The 18,949-nt window shown below is 58.3% G+C and carries 20 protein-coding genes and 2 pseudogenes; 10 read left to right on the top strand and 12 right to left on the bottom strand.

Going from position 1 to position 18,949, the window contains the following annotated elements:
- The first annotated feature begins 24 nt into the window (after positions 1-24).
- From JQ621_RS25410 to JQ621_RS25400, 3 genes are read left to right on the top strand one after another with little or no spacing between them, the layout of a single operon-like run.
- Positions 25-534, top strand: coding sequence for an XRE family transcriptional regulator (locus JQ621_RS25410; protein WP_212237959.1), 510 nt, complete (start codon positions 25-27; stop codon positions 532-534).
- Between the two features lie 15 nt (positions 535-549).
- Entirely contained in the window at positions 550-1,107 is a 558-nt protein-coding gene (locus JQ621_RS25405) for a sigma-70 family RNA polymerase sigma factor (RefSeq protein WP_212237957.1), read from the top strand.
- The gene (locus JQ621_RS25400; RefSeq protein WP_212237955.1) at positions 1,104-1,745 is read left to right on the top strand and encodes an NrsF family protein; all 642 of its coding nucleotides are present in this window, start codon (positions 1,104-1,106) and stop codon (positions 1,743-1,745) included. Before JQ621_RS25405 ends, JQ621_RS25400 begins: the two co-directional genes overlap by 4 nt.
- Before the next feature lie 66 nt (positions 1,746-1,811).
- Here JQ621_RS25400 and JQ621_RS35820 read toward each other — a convergent pair whose 3' ends face one another.
- A complete protein-coding gene (locus JQ621_RS35820; protein ID WP_283813215.1) occupies positions 1,812-1,946 on the bottom strand; it encodes a hypothetical protein in 135 nt (44 codons plus the stop codon).
- Positions 1,937-2,845 (bottom strand): hypothetical protein, encoded by a 909-nt coding sequence (locus JQ621_RS25395; protein ID WP_212237953.1) that lies wholly within the window; start codon positions 2,843-2,845, stop codon positions 1,937-1,939. Before JQ621_RS25395 ends, JQ621_RS35820 begins: the two co-directional genes overlap by 10 nt.
- A 176-nt stretch (positions 2,846-3,021) precedes the next feature.
- On the opposite strand from JQ621_RS25395, the pseudogene JQ621_RS35920 reads away from it, so the two are divergent.
- Positions 3,022-3,474 (top strand): annotated as a pseudogene (locus JQ621_RS35920) (phosphorylase family protein); the annotation flags it as partial.
- Between the two features lie 519 nt (positions 3,475-3,993).
- Here the strand turns inward: JQ621_RS35920 and JQ621_RS35915 are convergent.
- A complete protein-coding gene (locus tag JQ621_RS35915) occupies positions 3,994-4,155 on the bottom strand; it encodes a hypothetical protein (protein ID WP_212237951.1) in 162 nt (53 codons plus the stop codon).
- A 301-nt stretch (positions 4,156-4,456) separates the two neighbouring features.
- On the opposite strand from JQ621_RS35915, the gene JQ621_RS25380 reads away from it, so the two are divergent.
- Positions 4,457-5,302: a hypothetical protein gene (locus JQ621_RS25380; RefSeq protein WP_212237949.1), complete on the top strand. Its 846-nt coding sequence runs from the start codon at positions 4,457-4,459 to the stop codon at positions 5,300-5,302.
- A 53-nt stretch (positions 5,303-5,355) separates the two neighbouring features.
- On the opposite strand, the gene JQ621_RS25375 is transcribed toward JQ621_RS25380, so the two are convergent.
- The 3 genes from JQ621_RS25375 to JQ621_RS25365 all read right to left on the bottom strand — a co-directional run bounded on the left by JQ621_RS25375 (position 5,356) and on the right by JQ621_RS25365 (position 9,490).
- Positions 5,356-6,048, bottom strand: a complete 693-nt coding sequence (locus tag JQ621_RS25375) for a helix-turn-helix domain-containing protein (protein WP_212237942.1) — start codon at positions 6,046-6,048, stop codon at positions 5,356-5,358.
- A 90-nt stretch (positions 6,049-6,138) separates the two neighbouring features.
- Complete coding sequence (locus tag JQ621_RS25370) at positions 6,139-6,756, bottom strand: hypothetical protein (protein ID WP_212237940.1); 618 nt, start codon at positions 6,754-6,756, stop codon at positions 6,139-6,141.
- Positions 6,757-6,802: 46 nt separating this feature from the next.
- The gene (locus JQ621_RS25365; RefSeq protein ID WP_212237938.1) at positions 6,803-9,490 is read right to left on the bottom strand and encodes an AAA family ATPase; all 2,688 of its coding nucleotides are present in this window, start codon (positions 9,488-9,490) and stop codon (positions 6,803-6,805) included.
- Between the two features lie 215 nt (positions 9,491-9,705).
- Between JQ621_RS25365 and JQ621_RS25360 the strand changes: the two genes are divergently transcribed.
- Positions 9,706-9,954 carry a WGR domain-containing protein gene (locus tag JQ621_RS25360; RefSeq protein ID WP_212237936.1) on the top strand — a complete coding sequence of 83 codons (249 nt, stop codon included), beginning with the start codon at positions 9,706-9,708 and terminating at the stop codon, positions 9,952-9,954.
- Between the two features lie 6 nt (positions 9,955-9,960).
- Here JQ621_RS25360 and JQ621_RS25355 read toward each other — a convergent pair whose 3' ends face one another.
- Both JQ621_RS25355 and JQ621_RS25350 read right to left on the bottom strand, forming a co-directional pair.
- Positions 9,961-10,278, bottom strand: a complete 318-nt coding sequence (locus JQ621_RS25355; RefSeq protein WP_212237928.1) for a hypothetical protein — start codon at positions 10,276-10,278, stop codon at positions 9,961-9,963.
- Between the two features lie 16 nt (positions 10,279-10,294).
- Positions 10,295-11,467, bottom strand: coding sequence for a Fic family protein (locus JQ621_RS25350; protein WP_249125560.1), 1,173 nt, complete (start codon positions 11,465-11,467; stop codon positions 10,295-10,297).
- Positions 11,468-11,789: 322 nt separating this feature from the next.
- Between JQ621_RS25350 and JQ621_RS25345 the strand changes: the two genes are divergently transcribed.
- Positions 11,790-13,094, top strand: coding sequence for a DUF2130 domain-containing protein (locus tag JQ621_RS25345; RefSeq protein WP_212237926.1), 1,305 nt, complete (start codon positions 11,790-11,792; stop codon positions 13,092-13,094).
- 138 nt (positions 13,095-13,232) lie between these two features.
- Here the strand turns inward: JQ621_RS25345 and JQ621_RS35565 are convergent.
- The 4 genes and pseudogenes from JQ621_RS35565 to JQ621_RS25330 all read right to left on the bottom strand — a co-directional run.
- Positions 13,233-13,446 (bottom strand): annotated as a pseudogene (locus tag JQ621_RS35565) (SOS response-associated peptidase); the annotation flags it as partial.
- Between the two features lie 58 nt (positions 13,447-13,504).
- Positions 13,505-13,645 carry a hypothetical protein gene (locus JQ621_RS25340; RefSeq protein ID WP_212237917.1) on the bottom strand — a complete coding sequence of 47 codons (141 nt, stop codon included), beginning with the start codon at positions 13,643-13,645 and terminating at the stop codon, positions 13,505-13,507.
- 414 nt (positions 13,646-14,059) lie between these two features.
- The gene (locus JQ621_RS25335) at positions 14,060-14,857 is read right to left on the bottom strand and encodes an IS110 family RNA-guided transposase (RefSeq protein ID WP_249125568.1); all 798 of its coding nucleotides are present in this window, start codon (positions 14,855-14,857) and stop codon (positions 14,060-14,062) included.
- Positions 14,824-15,297 carry a hypothetical protein gene (locus tag JQ621_RS25330; protein ID WP_312015445.1) on the bottom strand — a complete coding sequence of 158 codons (474 nt, stop codon included), beginning with the start codon at positions 15,295-15,297 and terminating at the stop codon, positions 14,824-14,826. The genes JQ621_RS25335 and JQ621_RS25330 overlap by 34 nt, the downstream gene beginning before the upstream one ends.
- Before the next feature lie 395 nt (positions 15,298-15,692).
- Here JQ621_RS25330 and JQ621_RS25325 point away from each other — a divergent pair, with 395 nt between their 5' ends.
- Genes JQ621_RS25325 through JQ621_RS25315 form a run of 3 tightly spaced genes read left to right on the top strand, consistent with a single transcriptional unit; the run spans position 15,693 to position 18,911 of the window.
- Positions 15,693-16,442, top strand: a complete 750-nt coding sequence (locus tag JQ621_RS25325; protein ID WP_212237915.1) for a DUF5131 family protein — start codon at positions 15,693-15,695, stop codon at positions 16,440-16,442.
- A 1-nt stretch (position 16,443) separates the two neighbouring features.
- Positions 16,444-17,610, top strand: coding sequence for a three-Cys-motif partner protein TcmP (tcmP, locus tag JQ621_RS25320; protein ID WP_212237913.1), 1,167 nt, complete (start codon positions 16,444-16,446; stop codon positions 17,608-17,610).
- A 35-nt stretch (positions 17,611-17,645) separates the two neighbouring features.
- Complete coding sequence (locus JQ621_RS25315) at positions 17,646-18,911, top strand: HNH endonuclease family protein (protein WP_212237911.1); 1,266 nt, start codon at positions 17,646-17,648, stop codon at positions 18,909-18,911.
- The last annotated feature ends 38 nt before the right edge of the window (positions 18,912-18,949 follow it).

Here is an 18,949-nt window from a genome sequence, read left to right as displayed (position 1 = left end):
GATGGACCAGTGGGACTTCAAGAAGTGGCGAAGAAGTTGGGACTCAACCAGGTCGTGGCTGGAGAAATGCTGGGACTGAGCCGCGGCGCAGTTCAATATTGGGAAAGCGACCTCAGGCCGGTGCCGCGTGCCGTCGAGCTTACCTGCCAGGAACTGTTGCGGCGCTGGAAGCAGCGGCCGGAGTACGGGCCCGTGACCCTGCTGTATTCCGGCGGTCCCGCATCGCTGGTCGATTCCCGGCCATCCGGCGATCTGGTCCTGCGATGCGAGCCGCATCCGGACAACGAGAGCGCGTTGCGCCGCGTCGTTCGGCTGAGCGAAACGGTGAACTTGTTCATGCCGCTCATCGTGGATGACGATGGAACCGCAGTCTGGGCCGGCCCCGAATTGCTGCACGAATGCGAGGAGCGAAAAAGCGCGATCCGCAAACAAAGCGGATTGAAGCCTAGCCGAAGCGATGCGGCGGGCCTTTCCGACTTTTTTCGAGGCCTATCACCTTCGGCTGTAACCAAACCGACCGGACCAGCGAACTAGTAGAGATACGCAAGCATGACGACCCATGAAATCGAACTCAAGGCGCTCATGCTTGCCAGCCTGGAAGGCGACGCAGCCTCGCACCGCACGCTGCTCAAGCGATTGAGCAGCCGATTGCGGGCGTACTACAAGGGCAAGCTCGCCAGGATGGGAAGGGGTGCGGCAGAGGCGGAGGATCTCGTTCAGGAGGCGGTATTGGCCGTCCACTTCAAGCGGCACACGTATGATCCCGCCGAACCTCTGACGCCGTGGGTACATGCGATCGCGCGGTACAAGTTGATCGACTTCCTGCGGCGGACCCGCACGTCGCGCACCGACGTGCCGATCGAGGAGGCCGATACGACCATGGCGCACGACGACAATGTCGTCGCGGAGAGTACATATGACGTTAGGAGGCTGATGCAGCGATTACCGAAAAACATGCGGTGTTCCATCGAGGCCGTGAAGCTGGACGGCTTGAGCGTCGCGGAGGCGGCAGTACGATGCGGCATCTCCGAACCGGGGGTCAAAGTGAATATCCACCGTGGGCTCAAAGCGCTGGCTACCCTGATCGCCCGGGAAACGCGGACATGAAGACTGACGATCTCGTTGACCTCCTGAGTACCAATCCTGAGCCGGTCGACCGCGGCTTGGTGGTTCGCACGCTTCTGATCGCGCTTGGGGCCGGTTCAATTCTGGCCTTGGGAATCACGATCTTCGGGCTGGGCGCCCGTCCGGACATGATGACGTCCGGCGCATTGGGTTTCGTCGTCGCAAAGGTCTCATTCGCGGTCGGGATCTCCAGCCTCGCGCTTGTCTATCTTGCAAAGCTGGCGCGTCCCGGCGGAGAACGAAAACCTCGATCGTATCTCGTTGCCGTGCCGTTTCTTGTCATCGTGGCGCTTGCAGCAATCAGCCTCGGGCTGGCGCCAAGCTCGCGCTGGAACAAGATGATCGTCGGAGACGAATGGCTCGAATGCCTTGTTTCCATTCCGATCATCGCGATTGTTCCTTTTGCCGTCGCGATCTGGGCCGTTCGACAAGCGGCGCCTACGAACCTTGCTCGCACGGGTGCCTTCGCCGGACTTGTAGCAGGAGGCGTGAGCGCGATGGCGTACGCGCTGCATTGCACGGACGATTCCCTGCCTTTCGTAGCGGTCTGGTACGGCGGAACGATTGTGCTTTGCACCTTAGCAGGCGCAGCAATGGGGCCACGACTATTGCGGTGGTGAATGTGCGTTTCCCGGTCACGTCAGCGTGACCTTGTAACCGGCAAACACTTTGCGCCGAACTCATCATTAGAAGCGCACATGACGCGCTTCGAAGAAATGATGGAGCCGGACCATGACGAAAAAACTTCTCACGATTTCACTCTTGTTGCCGCTGATGGCGGCGTCGGCTTCTGCATATGCCGGATCGACGATCACCGACAAAAGCTATTGGCCGAATGAGGCCAGGCAGAGCGCACAAGCCAGGACCGGTAGCTCACAAGGCGACTTGAATTCTGCGTTCGCGTACGACCGGACGCCGTCACGCCTGCAGCCCGTGCCAAACTCGAACGCAGGATCAGCTTGGCGTTATCAGGGCGGCCCGAAATCTCGATGACGGCATCGAGAAACACTTGCCGCGCCGGCGGCAACGCATTGGCTAAGCGAGGTGCTTCATGGTGACAGGGATGACGCCAGCAATGGCCGCGGCAATGGGTCATGTCTGCGTGCTGGCCATCGTCGTTCTGGCGTTGGCGGCAGCAGCGTTGGTGGAATACTTCGGACAGGAAGCCAGCCACGACCTGAATGAAGATCATGAGGATCGCGTAGGATTGTGGCGGCTCGAAACTTGCTGCAAGTGGGCACGGCGATGCCGCGGCTAGACGGGCATACAAACTCGAGTGCGCGGACCGGTACGCTGTGCGACCGCAGCGACCCCCCGTGGGAGGCTTCGCGGGGCTCCAAGCGATACGCTCGACCGAGCTCGCTATTCGGTTTAGCAGACCGGCGAAATCGGGAAGATCGATCATGGCCAACAGCAATCCGGCGATCCAGTACAGGTTTTCGTGAGTGAACATCGCAAGAAGTACCAAGACTGCAACGACCTGCAATTGGATCTTCTGCTCTTTCTCAGCGATGTGATGCGGCAAGTGATGCAGCCGCAACATCAGAACGCCAACCGTCAAGACGAACAGTATCAGGAATACTCCCGTTACGACCAGCAGCACGTCGGTCTGCTCCGCTCCTGCAACGAACCATGGCAGGTGCGCGTGAGAAGCCGTGAAACGGGGGTCGATATTCTGCGGCACGACGAACCTTTTGGCTATCGATTTGGTAACCAGCACACGACACTCGGCCGCCGGCTCCTTGATCTAAATCAATCCCTTAGCCCTGCGCTGCAGCAGCGAGCAGCTCCGGCCCCTGGCTGATGCGCATGAAGCGACCGCTGTCAGAACGAGCCATTTTTCTAGGAAGGGTGTCACACTGAACAGCTTATCATTTCCGCTCTCGCGGCTCGACCTGGACGACGGATGCCCCCTATCGCGAGATCGAAGAGGCGATCGCGCGAGCGCGCGATCTGGGAGCGCTTGCCGTGGAGATGGAAGCCGCGGCCCTCTACGCTTTCGGCACGACGAGCGGCAACTCGATCGTCTGCTTCGCGCACGTCACAAACTCGATGGCGCAAACGGAGGGCGATTTTGAGAAGGGTGAGGCTGACGGCTCCAAGGCAACCCTTGCTGTCGTCGCAGCAGCCGCGCGCGGCTGGCGAAGTTATGGGCACTTAAGCGGGCGAACCCAATTGGCCTCCGGAGCCGCAAGCGCAAACAGCGGTTTGCATCGGCCAGCGCGTCCGAACGGCGTGCGCCCCCGAGGCACCGATGACGGAACAGATGCTTTGTGCTCTCGGCTTGCAGGCGAGATCTTTGCCTGCACCAGGAATACGTTGCCGCCGCCGCGCACAATTGAGAGCTGACGACAACCTCGTGCGCGATTCTGAGAGATGAGTTTGGTGACGGTTCCAACCCGGACCTTATTGAGTGAGCAACACGTCGATTTCCATATCGCGCTCGGGCCATCATCATGCCCCGAGCTGCATGTTCCGAGGCACTGGTCTCCCGATGAAGAGCCGCATGGCCGCGCGCTACGGCCGCCTCTCGCACAGGGAAGGTGCGATGCTCACCAATCGCGTTGATGGCCCTGGTCGCGCGCAAGGGAACCCGCCGCACGGCTAGGCGTGAGGGCACTCTAAGGCTCAATCGAGTGCCGGGTATGGCATCGAAGCGCAGCCGCTTACGACAGAAGAAAAACCGGCGGAAATACGCCCGTGAATAGACGTGAGACAGAAGGTTTTCCCTCGGCTCTGACAACAGAGCCCGTTGCACGCAAAGGTGAGCCTGTGCTAGCAAGTTATTGATATTGTTCGCATAATATAGATTATGGAATATATTCCTATCGATTGAATCGCGGTCGCAATCAGCAATGAGTCCGAACATTACCTTTGAGAAGCACCTGAGGAGAGCCGTGATTTTGTACGCTTATGGCCGCTGGCACGGGACCGCAACAGGTCTATGCGGGTCGCGACGTCGGCATTTTCGACGCTCGTTCCGAGCCACACGTTGAGCAGTATCTCGACGTCGCGCACGAGTTCACCCATCCGCTCGGGGCGCTTGGTGAGAATTTGATAGTGATGATGGGCGTACGCGCATCACGTCCCAGACCTCCATCTTTGTGCGCGCCTCCGCCGCGGCATCTCCGAGGCGGACGCGCGGGGGCTCGTCATGACCTGCCCGATGAACACGTTGTTTCCGATACGCGCCGAGTAGAGATTGCGCTCTGCATCGGTTGGCGGGGGCTAGAAGCAAGTACCAAACAGAAGGAAGTTGCCTGAGCGTTCAGAGTCAGCGCTTCCACGATTTCACGATTACCCGTAAAATCGGGAATCGTGGAGACGATACATGCTGAACTTCAACCCTTCTTGGCGCTTGGTATCGCCCGGGCCCATCGCCCGCGGCGTCATTGCTGAATTTGCGACGCTCATTCGACGTGTCGCCGGCTCTTATGATAACCGCAAGCCCATCATCGAACACTACAAGCGCTATTTTGCGGACGCGGCTGGACGGCCGCATCACGATAGCTCGTCGCTGGACTGGGCCGAAAGCGATCTTAGCGAATACATGAGGGATGCAGGCTCAAATGGCCCACTATTCATTGAGGCCTTTTACGATGCCGGCCAGGCGCTCGTTCGGCGCAATGAAGGCATCGTGGTTCCTGATGCGGGGATGATCAACCATTACCTCAATTTGCACAATGCCGGCTACGAGCTCGCCCCACCGCACCTGCACGCGAGGAAAGCACAGCCGATGGTCGCGGTTGATGTGCTGCCGCCATCCCTTGACGCACAGGCGCACGAAATCATTCAGCGGTCATTGAAACAGTCCGAGGATTACTTGTCGGCCAGCAATGATCGGCAGGCTGTCCAGGAAATTCTCTGGCTGCTGGAAACTGTTTCCACCGTGTTTCAAGGCCTGCCCATCGGTGATACGACCATCCAAGGCAAGTATTTCAACAAGATTGCCGGTGAACTCAAGCGTCACCGTAAGGGGCAAGTTGCCGAACAGGCGATCGACTGGATGACGACGCTGCATGGCTATCTGTCGTCCCCGACGGGCGGCGGCGTACGCCACGGAGCTACGCTCTCACCTGAAGCTGAGCTGTCCGCTCATGAGGCCCGGCTATTCTGCAACCTCATTCGAAGCTACACTTATTTCCTGCTGGATGAATATGACAGGGTGAAGCGCTAAGCGGCGCCGCTAGGTGCCGGATGTGCACGATCGGGGGTGTCAGCATTTTTCGACTACCCGAACTTGGACTTCCGCGGAACATAGAGCTCGCTGAGCTTCTGGTCCGCCGGCACGATGGCAAGAAAGCCGACCGTCAGCTCCCAAGACGGCTTATCCCCCCAGTCCGGTCCACGAAACTTGCGGTCGCGCGTTGCGAAATAAGCATGCGCGTCCTTCTCGCGGAGACCCTGCAACAGATCATCCAGCTCCTTGGCGATGCCAAGGCGGCCGGACGCCGGGAAATCATCCAGGTCCATCAGCTCCTGCACATAGTCACAGAAGCTAGCTGCTACTTCTTTGGCGCGCTCCGAAAGGCCGTCGTGGATGTCGCAGGACATCGCGTTGACGACATCCGCAAACCGTATCACCTCAGCACCCGAGGCAAGTGCCTGCGCCTTGACCCGGATGTGGTCGGGATGCTGGTCGTCGAGGTTTTTCTGCTGCATGGTCTTCAAGCCGTCGAAGAACTTCAGCACCTCCTCGATGAACTTGGGGTCATCGAAAACATCGGGTTTGTCATAGCCCAGCGCCTTGGCCAAGGCGCGCCGCGAGGTCAAGTTGACGGTCTTGCCAGCTTCAAAGCGCTGCACGGTCCTGATGTCGACGGAGGCGTTGGCGGCAAGAGCTTCCTGGGACAGGTGCTGCGCATCGCGGATGCAGCGAGCCCAGAAGCCAAGCATCTTTGGGTCAATCAGCGTGGGGTTCATATCGGTCTCCTTTGACCGGAACCATATGCCAGGGGTGGTAGGGCGAACACGGCAGAATGCCGACAGTTCGCAAATCCCCTGCTAAACGACTTAAACGGTGGCAGTTTCCTTAAACTTTGGGTCGGCGGGGTAGGCCTTGGACCATACCGTCAGTCGTCCAGACAGCCAGGATTGGCTGTCTACCGCAGACTGCACCATCTCGAAAAACTCGGACCGGCCCACGATACTGAACATGAGACCGTGCTTCGGTAAAGATTGGCCCGCCTTTTTGGCGTCCTTGCTGTTTTTGTTGGCGAAGACATACACGTCTTCGTTCGGATATCGCTTGGCCGCAGCATGACCCGCGAGGTTTCGAAAACCGCGAAACTTAGAAATGGCGGCCAACCAGGTCAGCGCTACTTCGATCGGCTCGCTGTTTGGGTCGAGCGTCCGCACAACGTCGGACAGGGCCTCGGTCAAAGCTGCGTCGCTGATTTTGGGATATTCCTTCAACCATTTTTCCGGCAGTTTGTTTGCTAGATAAAACACCTCTAATGCCCGACGCAGGTTGAGGTCGATGAAACAAAAGCATTGGATTAACCTGCCGAAGCAGCGGTAGTCAGTTCCCTCAAGTTCCGGCAATGCCGCGATCTCTTCGCCTGACATCTTGCCCAGGGCTTCGGAGATTTCGTTGACCTTGTCCGAACTAATTTCGTCAGGTAGCGCCATGCATCATTCTCATTTCGAATGTCGGTTTGGCATTCTGCAATGACTACTATTCGAGAACGTCGGCCGCCATCGGCCCCTCTTCGTAGAGCTGGCCTTCTTTTTCCAGCGCCTTCCTGCGGGTGTTCGCTGCGGTAACATAAGCGCTGAGCTTATCCAGGTCGGCCTTGACGTCAGCAAATTTGGGAAGATCAACCGGCACGCCCGCTGACTGGTCGTGACCAGAGTACTTGGAGCATCGCGTCATGCCGGCGTAAACGGCCTCGTAGTCAGACTTCTCGACATGGGCCGCCCTGAGTTTCATGGTTGCAATGTTCGGCCTGAAACGGCCGACAACGCCTGCGAACAGGATTTCTTCGATGGCGTGCTCCCAAGTCTCTCGCATCCTGGTGTAGATGTCCGTCACGAACGATCGCTCGGCCTCGTTGGCTTCGGAATATGTGGCCTTTTTCTCTTTCAGAAGACCTTCGATGATCGAAAGTCTCTTTGTGACTCCCATGGCAATCCAGGGCTGATGGTTGTTGTCGATGATCCCGAACCGTCCATCAGCATGCTTGGCGATCCACTCCTCCCGCAGGGGAACCTTCATGTTGTGGGCCGCTTCCAGCACCGCGTAGTGAAAGAACAGATTGTGCGTGAAGATAATCACTTGCCTTCCGGCGGCGGCCTCCTTCACCAGCCGTTTCGCGACGGCCTCCATCCTTGCGTGATCGAGGGACGAAACCGGATCATCGACGACAATCCCGTGCCGGGCGCCGACCTCGTTCAGTTCGGCGAGGAAACCCGCCAGTGCAAGCGCCCGCCACTCACCTTCGCTCAGGATTTCGCTGTTTTTGCCGACTTTCTGCTGGGCCTCCAGGCCGATTTGGACCTTGCTCTTTCCCACCTCTCCGCGATCGGCGAGTTTTAACGGCAGGTGCTGCAGATCAAGCGCGACAATCTCGTCCTGAAGGCTCGTCTGCAGCGACGCCGTCAGCACCTTGCGTCTGAGGCGCGTGATGTGGGACGTGATGCCGGCAACGGCACAGGCGGCGGTACACGCCTTCGTCTTCAAGAGAAGATCGAGCGAGTTCCTTCGCTCCACGAAAATCTCGATGTCGGCGGAAAACTTCTTCCGCGCTTCGAGGTCGTCAAGCTCCTGCTGCCGCCGCTGACGCTTTGATGCCTCATCCGCTTTCGGTTTCAGTGCTTCGACTTCCTTCGCCACGACGGCCGCTTCGCTGAGCAGGTCATCGACCTCCGACCGGTCGAGATCCGCGAGGCCTTCGAGACTTGCGTAGTCGACCGCCTTGATGGCTGCTGAAACCAGAGCGTGGCGATCCCGGCTGGCAGCGTAATACAGCTCGATCCTGTCTGCCAGAGCTTGGCGGGGTGTCGAGCCCTCCACGAAGTTGACGAGCTTGTCCTTGATGTCCTGGCTGCCGGCGATCTTCAGATCGAGGATCGTTCGAGCGCAGTCCGCGAAGTGCTTCTTCGCCGTCTCGGCATCCGCGTTGGCGCGACCTTCGACGTACGCATCAAAGGCGGCCAGGCGTGCCTGCGCCGGCTCGTCAAGGGGCTGATGGCAGAGCACGCACGTGCCGGCCGACGCTAACTGGGGCGGCTCAAGTTCCGGATATGCTTCGGCCGCGAAGTCGCGCGCGTACATCAGCATTTGCCGCCAGGTCTCACTGCCCAGTTGAGGGATCGCCGATTCCGCCGTCAGGCCCTCGGCAGCGACTTTGGCGGCTTCGCGTGTCGTTGCGGCCTTCTGCCGTGCTTCCTTCAGTCTCGCGATGCCAGCATTGCCGATCGAATCGAAGATGGCTGTTGCATCGGCAACCAGGGTTGCGGCTGCCGACATGGCGGCCTCCTTCAGCCTCGCCAGAACCGCCGGGTCCCGGCCAAGCTCCAGCTTGACCGCCTGAAGGCCAGCCTCATCCTTTTCACTCCAGACCGCCAATGCGCGCATGGCCGCTTCGCTGGGCAGATGCTGATCCGCCTTCAGCGTTGCCAGCATTGTCGATACTTTTGTGCGCTTGTCGTAGCCAAGCGGCAGGGGGGTCTTTTGTGCCTTGGTCAGGCGCGCTTCCTCGGCCTTGAAGCGGCCGTCCAGCGTGCGCAGGATCTCGGCAAGATTGGTGAGCAAAGCCAGATCGAACGGCAAAAACTCGATGTTTCGCTCAGCGTCGACATACAGGCCGGCAGCATCGCTGTCGAACACGGAGATTCTGCCCAGTTCGGCGGGCGGCGCACTTCGATCATCCCAGACGACCGTGCGTTTTTCATCACCATCGACGCGGAAGGTGAGTGTCACCTCGCGCGGATCGGACGATTCAGGCTCGAACACATTGCCGCGCAACGTCACATCATGCAGGCAATGGCAGATTCTCTTGGCGATACGGCAGTAGCCGCTCTTGCCCGATCCGTTGGGTCCGTAGATGAGGGTCACACCATTGACGGCGAACCTCAGCGGGGGCTGTTCCGCAGCCAGGCGGTCAATGTTGCGCAGAGGCCCGATGGCGCCCAGAACAGTGACCGGCGCAAACTTGTTGCCGGCCTTCAGGTGGGCCTTGGTCAAGGCGGGCCAGGCCAGCGTCTTCCCGGCGGCAAGACCCGCATCAGCCTTTACGGCTTCTTCGAGCTGGTCGAGTTCTTCGGCAGCCAGATGAGGCTTAGCCGCCAGGAGGCGAATGGCTTCCTGTTGCCAGCGCGGACGTGCGGCGCACCAACCAAACAAATCGCTATCGTCTGCCATTACCTCTCCAAGGGCGATCGTCGGCGGGCGCTGCAAATCGTCAATTGTAGCAATGGATGGCGTGCTGTCATGGTTGTCAAGCCGCCTGCCCTGTCGGGGAGGTTGACAATCTTTTATAGGTATATTGATCGCTGATATTAAAGTTCTGAATCGTTGGCTCTGATCGATTCAATAATTTAATTGGACGGCCGTTTCGGCGGCTGCGACTCTGACGCATGTCCGAACTCACGGTGCAATACCTCGTGCTCGAACGCTGCGATCCGGCCCGTAACATGGCACGGTACTATGTGCTCACGATCGAGCCGACACTCTTTGGCGATACTGCATTGGTGCGCGAATGGGGGCGTCTCGGCCAGCGCGGCCGGCGGCGCCTCGATCTGTTCGCTGGGCGGGTGCAGGCCGTCGAGGCGCTCGAGGCCTGGCTCGTGCGCAAAGCCCGTCGCGGCTACGTCCGGCGAAATTAGACAGACTTAGTGAACTGCCCCGTGCATCGGGCCCGACTGGAAAAGCAACACGAACCAGATGTATAATTCAAAGTCTTCGCAAAACATCTCCCGTCCCCCATCTTCATCAGCCAATACCGCTTTCACCCGGTCAACACAGCCCTGCTCGACCTGCTGCGTGATGGACACCTCAAACAGCTTATGCAGTCCCGACAGATACTGGTTCCGGGTTCTGTTCGTGTATGTCCAGGCGGCTTCCGCCAAAGACGAACAGGCGGGACCTTGCACCGTCGGCTCCCGGGAATTCAGCTTCGGTGTGACGAGCCTCTGCGCGTTAAACAACATGCAAGACGCGTAGCGATCACTGCCCTTCCCCATAAAGCCGTGGAAACCAACGATCGACCACGCTAGCCGGAAATCCCAGCCGCACCGGGCTGCGGGTGGTCTCGGAAATGAGATAGCCCTGATTGATGAGGTCGTTGAGCACGGTGCGTGCCTGCCGGGTGGCATAGCCGGTGATATCAGCGGCGTCGCCGCGGGCGAACGTGCCATCGAGGACCGCCATGCGCAAGATAGGCCATGAGCCCTTCGGCAGCCGTTTTGCAGCGGTCTCTTCCCTTGCCCAGATCTCCATGCGTCGCAGCAACTCGGAAGGCTCCAGCAGGCCTTCCATGAAATCGATTTGGTCGATGCAGGTCGAGAGGAAATAGCGGCAGAATTCCGTAAGGCCGGCCAGAGTGAGATTGCCACGGCCGTCGAGGTCGCCGCGTCGCGGCTCGTCCGCGGCCTGCAGCATGGTCTTGTAGTTGTCGACACTCCGCGCCAGGCCACGCGAAACCGACCAGAGCTCTGATCCCACATCCAGTTCGCGCAGCAGCGCGTGCGAGAACAGTCGCGCAACGCGGCCGTTGCCGTCCAGGAAGGGGTGGATCCACGCCAGACGATGGTGGGATGCGGCGACGCCGATGATTTTACGCAGCCTCGAAAGGTTGGACGACGTGTAGCCTTCGGCGAACCGCTTGATGAACGCCGGCAGGTCGGCCGGGTCAGGGGCTATATGGCGGCCGACGCGGACGCGCTCAGAACGAAGCACACCCGGCGCCATGGTGATCTTGCGGCCGGACTCTGGGTTTTCGACCACCAGCATCTCCGCCGGCAGGCGTTCGCAGAAGTGGCGATGCGTCCAGGTGATGAACGCTTCGGACATGACCGGGCTGGGCCCCTCCCCGCGGTCGATCATCCGCTGCACTTCAATATGCGCGCGCGCCTCGAGCTGGAGGTTGCGGCGCTCTGGCTCTGTTGCGAGCTCGTTGTTCATGGCGCGGTCGATATCGACCGGCAATGTGTTGTGCCCCTCGATGAGGTTGGAGTAGTAACAGTTCATCGAGCGCACCAGGTCGCCTACGGACGCGCGCAGCACTGGATGCAAGCGGGTCGCAAGGCCGCTGGCCTTCGCCACCAAGTCAGTCGCCAGGTCCTCGAGTTCCTTATTATCGTCGGGAAGGAGCGGCTCCATCGCTGCGATCGTGGTCATTTTTGCCGCTTTCATTGCCGGTTATTTGTTAAGCAAGGATAGGGCATTAGGCCCTAACGCGTTATTCTACTTTGCCGCTTTTTTTGCCGCTTCCGCGGGCACTTCAGTAAATACCTTGATCCTGTTTTGTTCTCATTTAGAATAGATTCCTAGCTAGGTCTTCTGCAGCCAGGCTTACGTCCGACACCTCAAACCATGCGGTTTCGGTGGAAAACCGGTGGCCAAGTCGATGTTGGGCGAGCCGTATGTGGACATCCAGCGCCGCGACATCGCAATCGCCCGCAGATGATGTTGAATCCGGCCGCACCAATGAGGGGAATTCATGAGTCTTAAAGCAACCGGCGCCGGCGCTTCGCAGGAGCCCACCCTGCATTGCCCGAACTGCAACCACGAAATCAAGCTCACGGAATCGCTGGCCGCGCCCCTCCTCGAGGAAACGCGACAGCGCTTTAACGAGCAACTGGCCGCCAAGGACGCCGAGGTAGCTAGAAGGACCGAGGCCCTGCGCAAGGAGCAGGACGCGGTCACCAGGGCGCGGGAACAGATTGAAGACCAGGTCGCGCAGCGGCTGACGGCCGAGCGCCGCCAGCTGGTGGCGGCCGAGGCCAAGAAAGCCCGCGAAGCGGTCGCGGGCGATCTGCAGGCCAAGGAGGCTGAGGCCGCCGAGCTGCGCAAGAACCTGGAAGCCAACAATGCCAAGCTGGCTGAGGCGCAGCAGGCTCAGGCCGAGTTGATACGCAAGGAGCGCGCGCTTGCCGACGAAAAGCGCGGAATGGAACTCACGATCGAAAAACGTGTCCAGGCCTCGGTTGACGACATCCGCTCCAAAGCCAAGCAGGAATCGGATGAAGCCGCGCGTCTGAAGGTCGCCGAGAAGGACCAGACCATTGAGTCGATGTCGCGTACCATCGAAGAGCTCAGGCGCAAGGCCGAGCAAGGCTCGCAGCAATCCCAGGGCGAGGTTTTTGAGTTAGAGCTCGAGGAGGTCTTGCGCGGCAAGTTTCCGATGGACGCCATCGAACCCGTTGCCAAGGGCGAACTGGGCGCCGACGTCGTTCAGCAGGTCAACGGCTCCATAGGTCAGCCTGCCGGCATGATCCTCTGGGAATCCAAACGCACCAAAGCCTGGAGTGATGGCTGGCTGGCAAAGCTTCGTGAAGATCAGCGACGCTGCGGCGCAGACGTCGCCCTTATCATCTCGCACGCACTGCCAAAGCATATCGAGCATTTTGACCTGGTCGACGGCGTATGGGTCGTACACCCGCGTTGCGCGCTGCCTGTGGCGGTCGCGCTGCGTCAGTCCCTGATTGAGCTTTCAAGCGCTCGCACGGTCCAGCAGGGACAGCAAACCAAGATGGAGCAGGTTTACGAATACCTAACAGGCACCCGATTCCGCCAACGGGTTGATGCCGTCGTCGAGAAATTCAACGATATGCGCGAGGACCTCGATAAGGAGCGCAAGTTCATGGGGCGGCAATGGGCCAAGCGAGAGACGCAGATTATCGCCGTCGTTGAGTCCACGGTGGGGATGGTGGGGGATCTGCAGGCGATCGCCGGCAAGGCCATGCCCGAAATCGCAAGCCTCGAGGCGCCCTTACTTGAAGGGCCAGGGGAAGCCGCGGCCTAATGGACTTCAACCCGCCCGGCTGGGAAAAGAGGAGAACCCCCATCCCTCCCCAGTTGAAGCCGCGCTCGGCCTTTACCTGGAAAATCGCGACGAGCTAAAGCTTTCGCATGAGGCTGCTATCGTCAAGACGATCGAGCGACTCCTGGTGTTGCGGATATTCGTAACGGGGAAGCCGCCGGCGCGGTGGCGGCGGCATGCCCCAGCGCATCATGATCATTTCGCGGTCCGCACCGGCGTTCCTGACGGCGGGCGCCGGATAGTCGGGAAACACGCCGGGCATGGGAGCAAGGTTGACGACATAACGATTCACGACGCGAAAGAGCGCACGGATGGCCTCCTGGTTGGTCGTGATCGAATAGAGATTATGCCGACCAGTGTCTGAGAACGAGCTTTCGTGGCGGTAACTGCCGCTATAAGGTCGGCATAATCCAATCGAGCTGGTACATCTCGGACCGCTGAGAGCGATTGTCGGTTCCTCTGTTGGCGCGAAGCAAAACGGTGAGATAAGGCGAGATCGGGCCGAAAGCGGACCCGAACAGATCAATCGACATGAAAGCCTCCCCTCAATTGGCAAGAAGGAGACCATACGCTGTGAGATCAATCGGATTATGCCGACTCCGACGCAGCGATCGCCGCCGCCCGAGCCCGTTCTGAGCCAATGGTCGGCATAATCCAGGGGTCGGCATAATAGAGATTGCAGATGTGGACGGCCCCCCACTTGTCAGGATTGTAGCAGACTTTTGGCCAGATCGCTTGCTATCAGATGTCCGGCCTGTTTGCGCGGGTAAAGCCCGCTGGCCGCGATGGTGTTCGCTACGCACGCTCCAAGCACATGGGCGACATTCTTGGTGCCAGTGTAATCTTCGGAAGTTCGCGCGTATCGACCGATCGGTCCTTCCATCTACTGCGTCCTGCAAGTTCGTGGGCAATCCGCCGAGCAACCTTGCTCGCGGGCCGATTTCAGATCAAGTCGGCATGGCGGCCACCGGCTGGTTGTACACGCCGCCCGATATCATCAAGCGCCAAGCGATGCGGGCAAACTTGTTGGCCAAGGCCACCGCGACCAACTTTGGCGGCTTTCGCTCCAGCAGCGAAGCGAGCCATGGTGTGGGCTTATGACGGCCCTTTCGGACATGCCTCAGCAGTGCGGTCGCACCGACGATCAACGTCGATCGCAGTATAGAATCTCCGGCCTTTGTGATGCCGCCGAGCCTTTGCCGGCCGCCAGTTGAATGATCCTTTGGTGTCAGCCCGAGCCATGCCGCAAAGTCGCGACCCGATCTGAACGTCTCGGGCGGCGGCGCCTTCATACTGAGCATCGACGACCCAATCGGACCGACGCCAGGAATTGTCGCAATACGCCTGCTGACGTCATCCTCGCGATGCCACTTCATCAGCTTGGCCTCGATCTTCGCTAGGCGAGCTTGGACCGCGGCATACTCGTCCGCCTGAAGGCGGAAGAGATCCCGCGCCATTTCCGGCAGGCTTTCGTCTTCGAGCACACGTTTAATGAGTGCCGCGACGTTCTGCCGGCCGGCGGGCCCGACGATACCAAACTCAGCGGCATAGCTCCTGAAAGCATTGGAGAGCTGCGACTTCACGCTGACCAGGCGTTCACGCACAGTCATCAACATGCAAGCGGCTTGCCGTTCCTTCGACTTCACCGGTACGAACCGCATGCGGGGATGAGAGGCCGTCCACACCAGCACATGATGGTCCTGCAAATCTGTCAGCGCGTATCTCGCGGATTGAACTTCGGCCAGTTCTCGAGCGGTTTCAAGGACGGCAGATTGGCCGGCCGCTCGGGATAGTGAAACTCGGTGCCGCGCAGCCACCTTCCCTCGAAGCGATCCCAGAACAGGATGGCGTCCATCTGCCACGTGAACTCGTAAACCCTCCACACCCCATCGCTCTGGATGACTTCCCCGGTTGCGTTGAGTGGCAGACTGTTGAGCCTGCACAGTGCGTCGATTTCATCCCAATGGGCGCGAATGTAAGTGTCCTGCAGGGCGACGTGGTAGGGTCGATCAGACCGCAGCCGAGGTCCGTTCCCGCGCGGATAAAAGCCCTGACGCTGCATCAAGAACTCGGGAATGCGACTGATGGCCTTTCCGATCCGACGCGCCTCTTCCGACGTGAGCTTGCTGGCGCCGAAACTGTAAGTCTGCGTCTCGTCGCGGCAATAGAGCCACGCCACGGTCACGCCGTTGGCGTCCTGGACGGTGTAGCACTCGGAATTCTCCCGGATCAGGGTCCAGGGCGGCTTGAAACGGCGGGTTGACCGGCTTGACTCCATAAGAACAAAATAGGAACATAGACCCCGGCCGGTCAACCTGGAACAGCGTCATGTCCTCTGGTTCACAACCGAACGCACAGGACTCGGACGGGCTGGAGGCTGCCGTCGATCAAGTCATCGCGGCGTATGGCGGCGATGTGATCCATGATCCGAAGCGTCCATACGCCTGTCGGCAAACGGATACATTCCCACTCTCCAATCCGAAGCCTTAACGTGAAAACGAGGAATGTTCGGTAACGATTCGGAATTGGTTGATTTGAGACCGCGAGCTGCCGTAACGTTGCTCGCGCAAAGGTTGTCGAATGGCAAGTATGACATCTATCGAATGGACTGACGCGACCTGGAATCCCGTGACGGGATGCACCAAGATTAGCAAGGGATGTGATCATTGCTATGCCGAGCGTTTCTCGGAGCGCTTCCGCGGTACACCAGGCCACCCTTTCGAAAGCGGCTTCGATTTAACGTTGCGGCCAGAGCGTCTCGAACATCCGTTACGTTGGCGACAGCCCCGGATGATTTTTGTGAATTCCATGAGCGATCTCTTCCACAAGGACATTCCGCAATCGTTCATTTCGAAGGTTTGCGACACGATGGAGAGAGCGCACTGGCACACGTTCCAAGTGCTGACTAAGCGATCGTCGCTGATGCGTAAATTTCTCCGAAGTCGATATGGTGAAGGTGGAGGCCCGACCCACATATGGTTCGGCGTGTCGGTTGAAGACGGTACGAAAAAGAGCCGCATAAAACATTTGCAAGAAGCGCCGGCTGGAGTTCGCTTCCTATCGATCGAACCGTTGATTGGCCCCGTCGGCAAGCTCGATTTAACGGGCATCGACTGGGTGATTGTGGGCGGGGAGAGCGGACCAGGTGCGCGACCCATGAATCCCGAGTGGGTACGTGAAGTGCGCGACCAATGTCGCGTCAACAACGTAGCGTTCTTCTTCAAGCAATGGGGTGGCCTGCGCCCCAAATCCGGCGGTCGCGAACTCGACGGCAAAAGATGGAGTCAGTTCCCAACTGTAAAACCGGCATACGCCGACGCGGCGGAGTAGCATGGTCTCTATTGAGGATTATAAAGGTCGAGAACAATCCTATGTGAAACATGTGCTTCTTGAAGAATACCTAGAAGCGTTGGTTCACAAGACCGCAAGCTCCTATTCTCATATCGTTTATACGGATGGCTTTGCCGGCCCCTGGCAAAGCGCGAAGGAGGACTTCAACGATACTTCCTTCGGGATTGCGCTCGGAGCGTTGCGACGCGCAAAAGCGTCGTGGAAGAAAGCCGGACGCGATGTGACTATGTCGGCATTTTTGGTTGAACGAAATCCTGCCGCGTTTAAGCAGCTGGAGACCCTTCCGCCCAAATTCCCGGATATCCGTATCAAGCCGCTCAAGGGCGATTTTATCGAACTAATCCCAACGATTTTGAAAGACATTCCGAAGGATGCCTTCGCCTTTTTCCTGCTTGACCCTAAGGGTTGGCGAATTCCTCTTCAGAAAATAGAGCCCTTACTCGTGCGGGACAATTCGGAAGTCGTCTTTAATTTCATGTTGGAGTTTATCAATCGCGCGGCCAGCATCAATGATCCCATTGTCGTGGCTGGCCTGGATGAGTTGCTCCCATTTGGGGATTGGCGTGACAAACTCTTAGAAGCTCAAACGTCTGATGAACGCAAAGTCATTTTGACTAAGGCGTTCAGCGATTGTCTGTTCAAGTTGGGGCATTATAAGTACGTTTGTGAAACAACAATCTTGCGTCCTTCTAGGGACCGGCCACTGTATTCCCTGTTCTATGGCACGCGTCACGATACCGGTCTGGAAGTCTTCCGTGATTGCCAAGTCAAAGCTCTTGAGGCGCAGTCCAAAACGCGGGCCGCGACCAAAGTCCATCTAACCGAGAACAAGACTGGTCAATCCGAACTATTCCGCTCTCTGCATGAGATGTCGCCGGAGGACGATGTTACGCCATTTCTTGCTGCAGAGCGGCAAAGAGCGCGGGAAACGATGATTGCCCTGGCGCCTGCGCGAGCCTCACCAATGTTGTACAAAGACTTGTGGCCTCTGGTGTTGTCACGTCACGTCGTGCGAAAACCCGACGTGAACAAGATCGGTGCAGACCTCAAGAAAGAAGGTACTTTAGTTTTTCCAAATTGGGAGACGGGAAAGCGAGTACCGCATCCCGGATATACCGTTTATCGCGCCTCAGCGGCCGACGAATAAGTTCATGCCTTTAGTTATTATCATGAGGTTTGCCCATGAAGATGAATAAACGTCCGCTTCCGCTCTCAACCATCTGCAGTTATGAATCCCGGGTCGATCCTACGCCGGATTATCAGCGTCCTCCGGCCTGGTCCCGCAAGCAAAAGCAGTTGCTGCTCGACACTATCCTTCGGGAATACGACATCCCCAAGATGTACTGGCGCGCCGTCAGACGAGCCGATGGCATCGAATATGAGGTCGTCGATGGGCAGCAACGCATCCGAACAATTTGGGAATTCCGCAAGAATGTCTTCCCTCTCGCGAAAGATATGGATGATGTGCGCGGCCATAAAATTGCGGGCATGCGATACGACGATCTTCCTCTCGACGTTCGAACGATATTCGATGCTTACCCTGCCGATGTGGTGATCGTTGAAGATGCCATGCAAAGCGAGCAGGAAGACGAAGTTCGCGACATGTTTCTCCGACTGCAGAACGGCACCATTCTTAAGGCTCAAGAAAAGCGCAACGCGATGACCGGTTCGATGCGTGACTTTGTTAAGGCAATCGCTCGCCATCCTTTTTTTGAGAAATGCAGATTTACCAACTCGCGCTTCACCTACGATCATCTGGCCGCGCAAACGATACTGATCGAAATGGAGGGCGGCCCGACAAGCGTGCGTGACGCCGATCTGAATCGCCTCTACGAAAAGAACAGTGAATTTGAGACAGAGGGCAAGGTGGCTCGAAAGATTAAGCGCGTGTTCGACTTTTTGAATCGAGCGTTTCCTGAGAAGACTCCTGAGCTGGAGCGCTATAACGTCATCAATCTATACTGCTTGGTCTCCGTCCTGATCGATGGCTATGTCTGCGAAGGTCTTGAAGATAATATTCGTGAGTGGTTCTTGGGATTCGAGACAGAACGCAAGGCCAACGAGGATAAAGACGATGACAGCAAGGACGTTCAACTTGTCGAGTATCGTCGCCTCATTAGTCAATCAACCGACAGCGAGGAAAGCATCGCCGCACGATTAGAGTTTTTCGAGAGACGTTTCTTCGATGCCGTCCCGAATATCGAGCCCAAGGACCCGCAACGCGGGTTCTCTCATGAACAGCGTCTTGCGATATTCCGGAGGGACAGCGGAATATGTCAGCTCAAACTGCGCTGTGATGGCGTGAAGGTAGGCTGGGAGCACTGGCATGCCGATCATAAGCTTCCACATTCCAAAGGGGGCAAGAGCGTCGTGTCTAACGGACAAGTCGCTTGTCCGGATTGCAATTTCGCAAAGGGCGCCACGACGACCGTTAGCGCGGTCGCATAGTATAAAGTGTGGTACGCGATCGATGCATGATGGTTGGG

It is taken from the genome of Bradyrhizobium manausense, from assembly GCF_018129685.1.
GTDB lineage: Bacteria > Pseudomonadota > Alphaproteobacteria > Rhizobiales > Xanthobacteraceae > Bradyrhizobium > Bradyrhizobium manausense_D.
The sequence above is the reverse complement of the archived record's forward strand: the minus strand, read 5'-3'. Positions and strand labels throughout refer to the sequence as shown.

Bases quoted from the DNA above. Each gene is read 5' to 3' on its own strand.
- JQ621_RS25405 (WP_212237957.1), top strand. From the start codon at position 550: ATGACGACCCATGAAATCGAACTCAAGGCGCTCATGCTTGCCAGCCTG.
- JQ621_RS25400 (WP_212237955.1), top strand. From the start codon at position 1,104: ATGAAGACTGACGATCTCGTTGACCTCCTGAGTACCAATCCTGAGCCG.
- JQ621_RS35915 (WP_212237951.1), bottom strand. From the start codon at position 4,155: ATGGGTGAACTCGTGCGCGACGTCGAGATACTGCTCAACGTGTGGCTC.
- JQ621_RS25380 (WP_212237949.1), top strand. From the start codon at position 4,457: ATGCTGAACTTCAACCCTTCTTGGCGCTTGGTATCGCCCGGGCCCATC.
- JQ621_RS25375 (WP_212237942.1), bottom strand. From the start codon at position 6,048: ATGAACCCCACGCTGATTGACCCAAAGATGCTTGGCTTCTGGGCTCGC.
- JQ621_RS25370 (WP_212237940.1), bottom strand. From the start codon at position 6,756: ATGGCGCTACCTGACGAAATTAGTTCGGACAAGGTCAACGAAATCTCC.
- JQ621_RS25365 (WP_212237938.1), bottom strand. From the start codon at position 9,490: ATGGCAGACGATAGCGATTTGTTTGGTTGGTGCGCCGCACGTCCGCGC.
- JQ621_RS25360 (WP_212237936.1), top strand. From the start codon at position 9,706: ATGTCCGAACTCACGGTGCAATACCTCGTGCTCGAACGCTGCGATCCG.
- JQ621_RS25355 (WP_212237928.1), bottom strand. From the start codon at position 10,278: ATGTTGTTTAACGCGCAGAGGCTCGTCACACCGAAGCTGAATTCCCGG.
- JQ621_RS25350 (WP_249125560.1), bottom strand. From the start codon at position 11,467: ATGACCACGATCGCAGCGATGGAGCCGCTCCTTCCCGACGATAATAAG.
- JQ621_RS25345 (WP_212237926.1), top strand. From the start codon at position 11,790: ATGAGTCTTAAAGCAACCGGCGCCGGCGCTTCGCAGGAGCCCACCCTG.
- JQ621_RS25340 (WP_212237917.1), bottom strand. From the start codon at position 13,645: ATGTCGATTGATCTGTTCGGGTCCGCTTTCGGCCCGATCTCGCCTTAT.
- JQ621_RS25325 (WP_212237915.1), top strand. From the start codon at position 15,693: ATGGCAAGTATGACATCTATCGAATGGACTGACGCGACCTGGAATCCC.
- tcmP (WP_212237913.1), top strand. From the start codon at position 16,444: ATGGTCTCTATTGAGGATTATAAAGGTCGAGAACAATCCTATGTGAAA.
- JQ621_RS25315 (WP_212237911.1), top strand. From the start codon at position 17,646: ATGAAGATGAATAAACGTCCGCTTCCGCTCTCAACCATCTGCAGTTAT.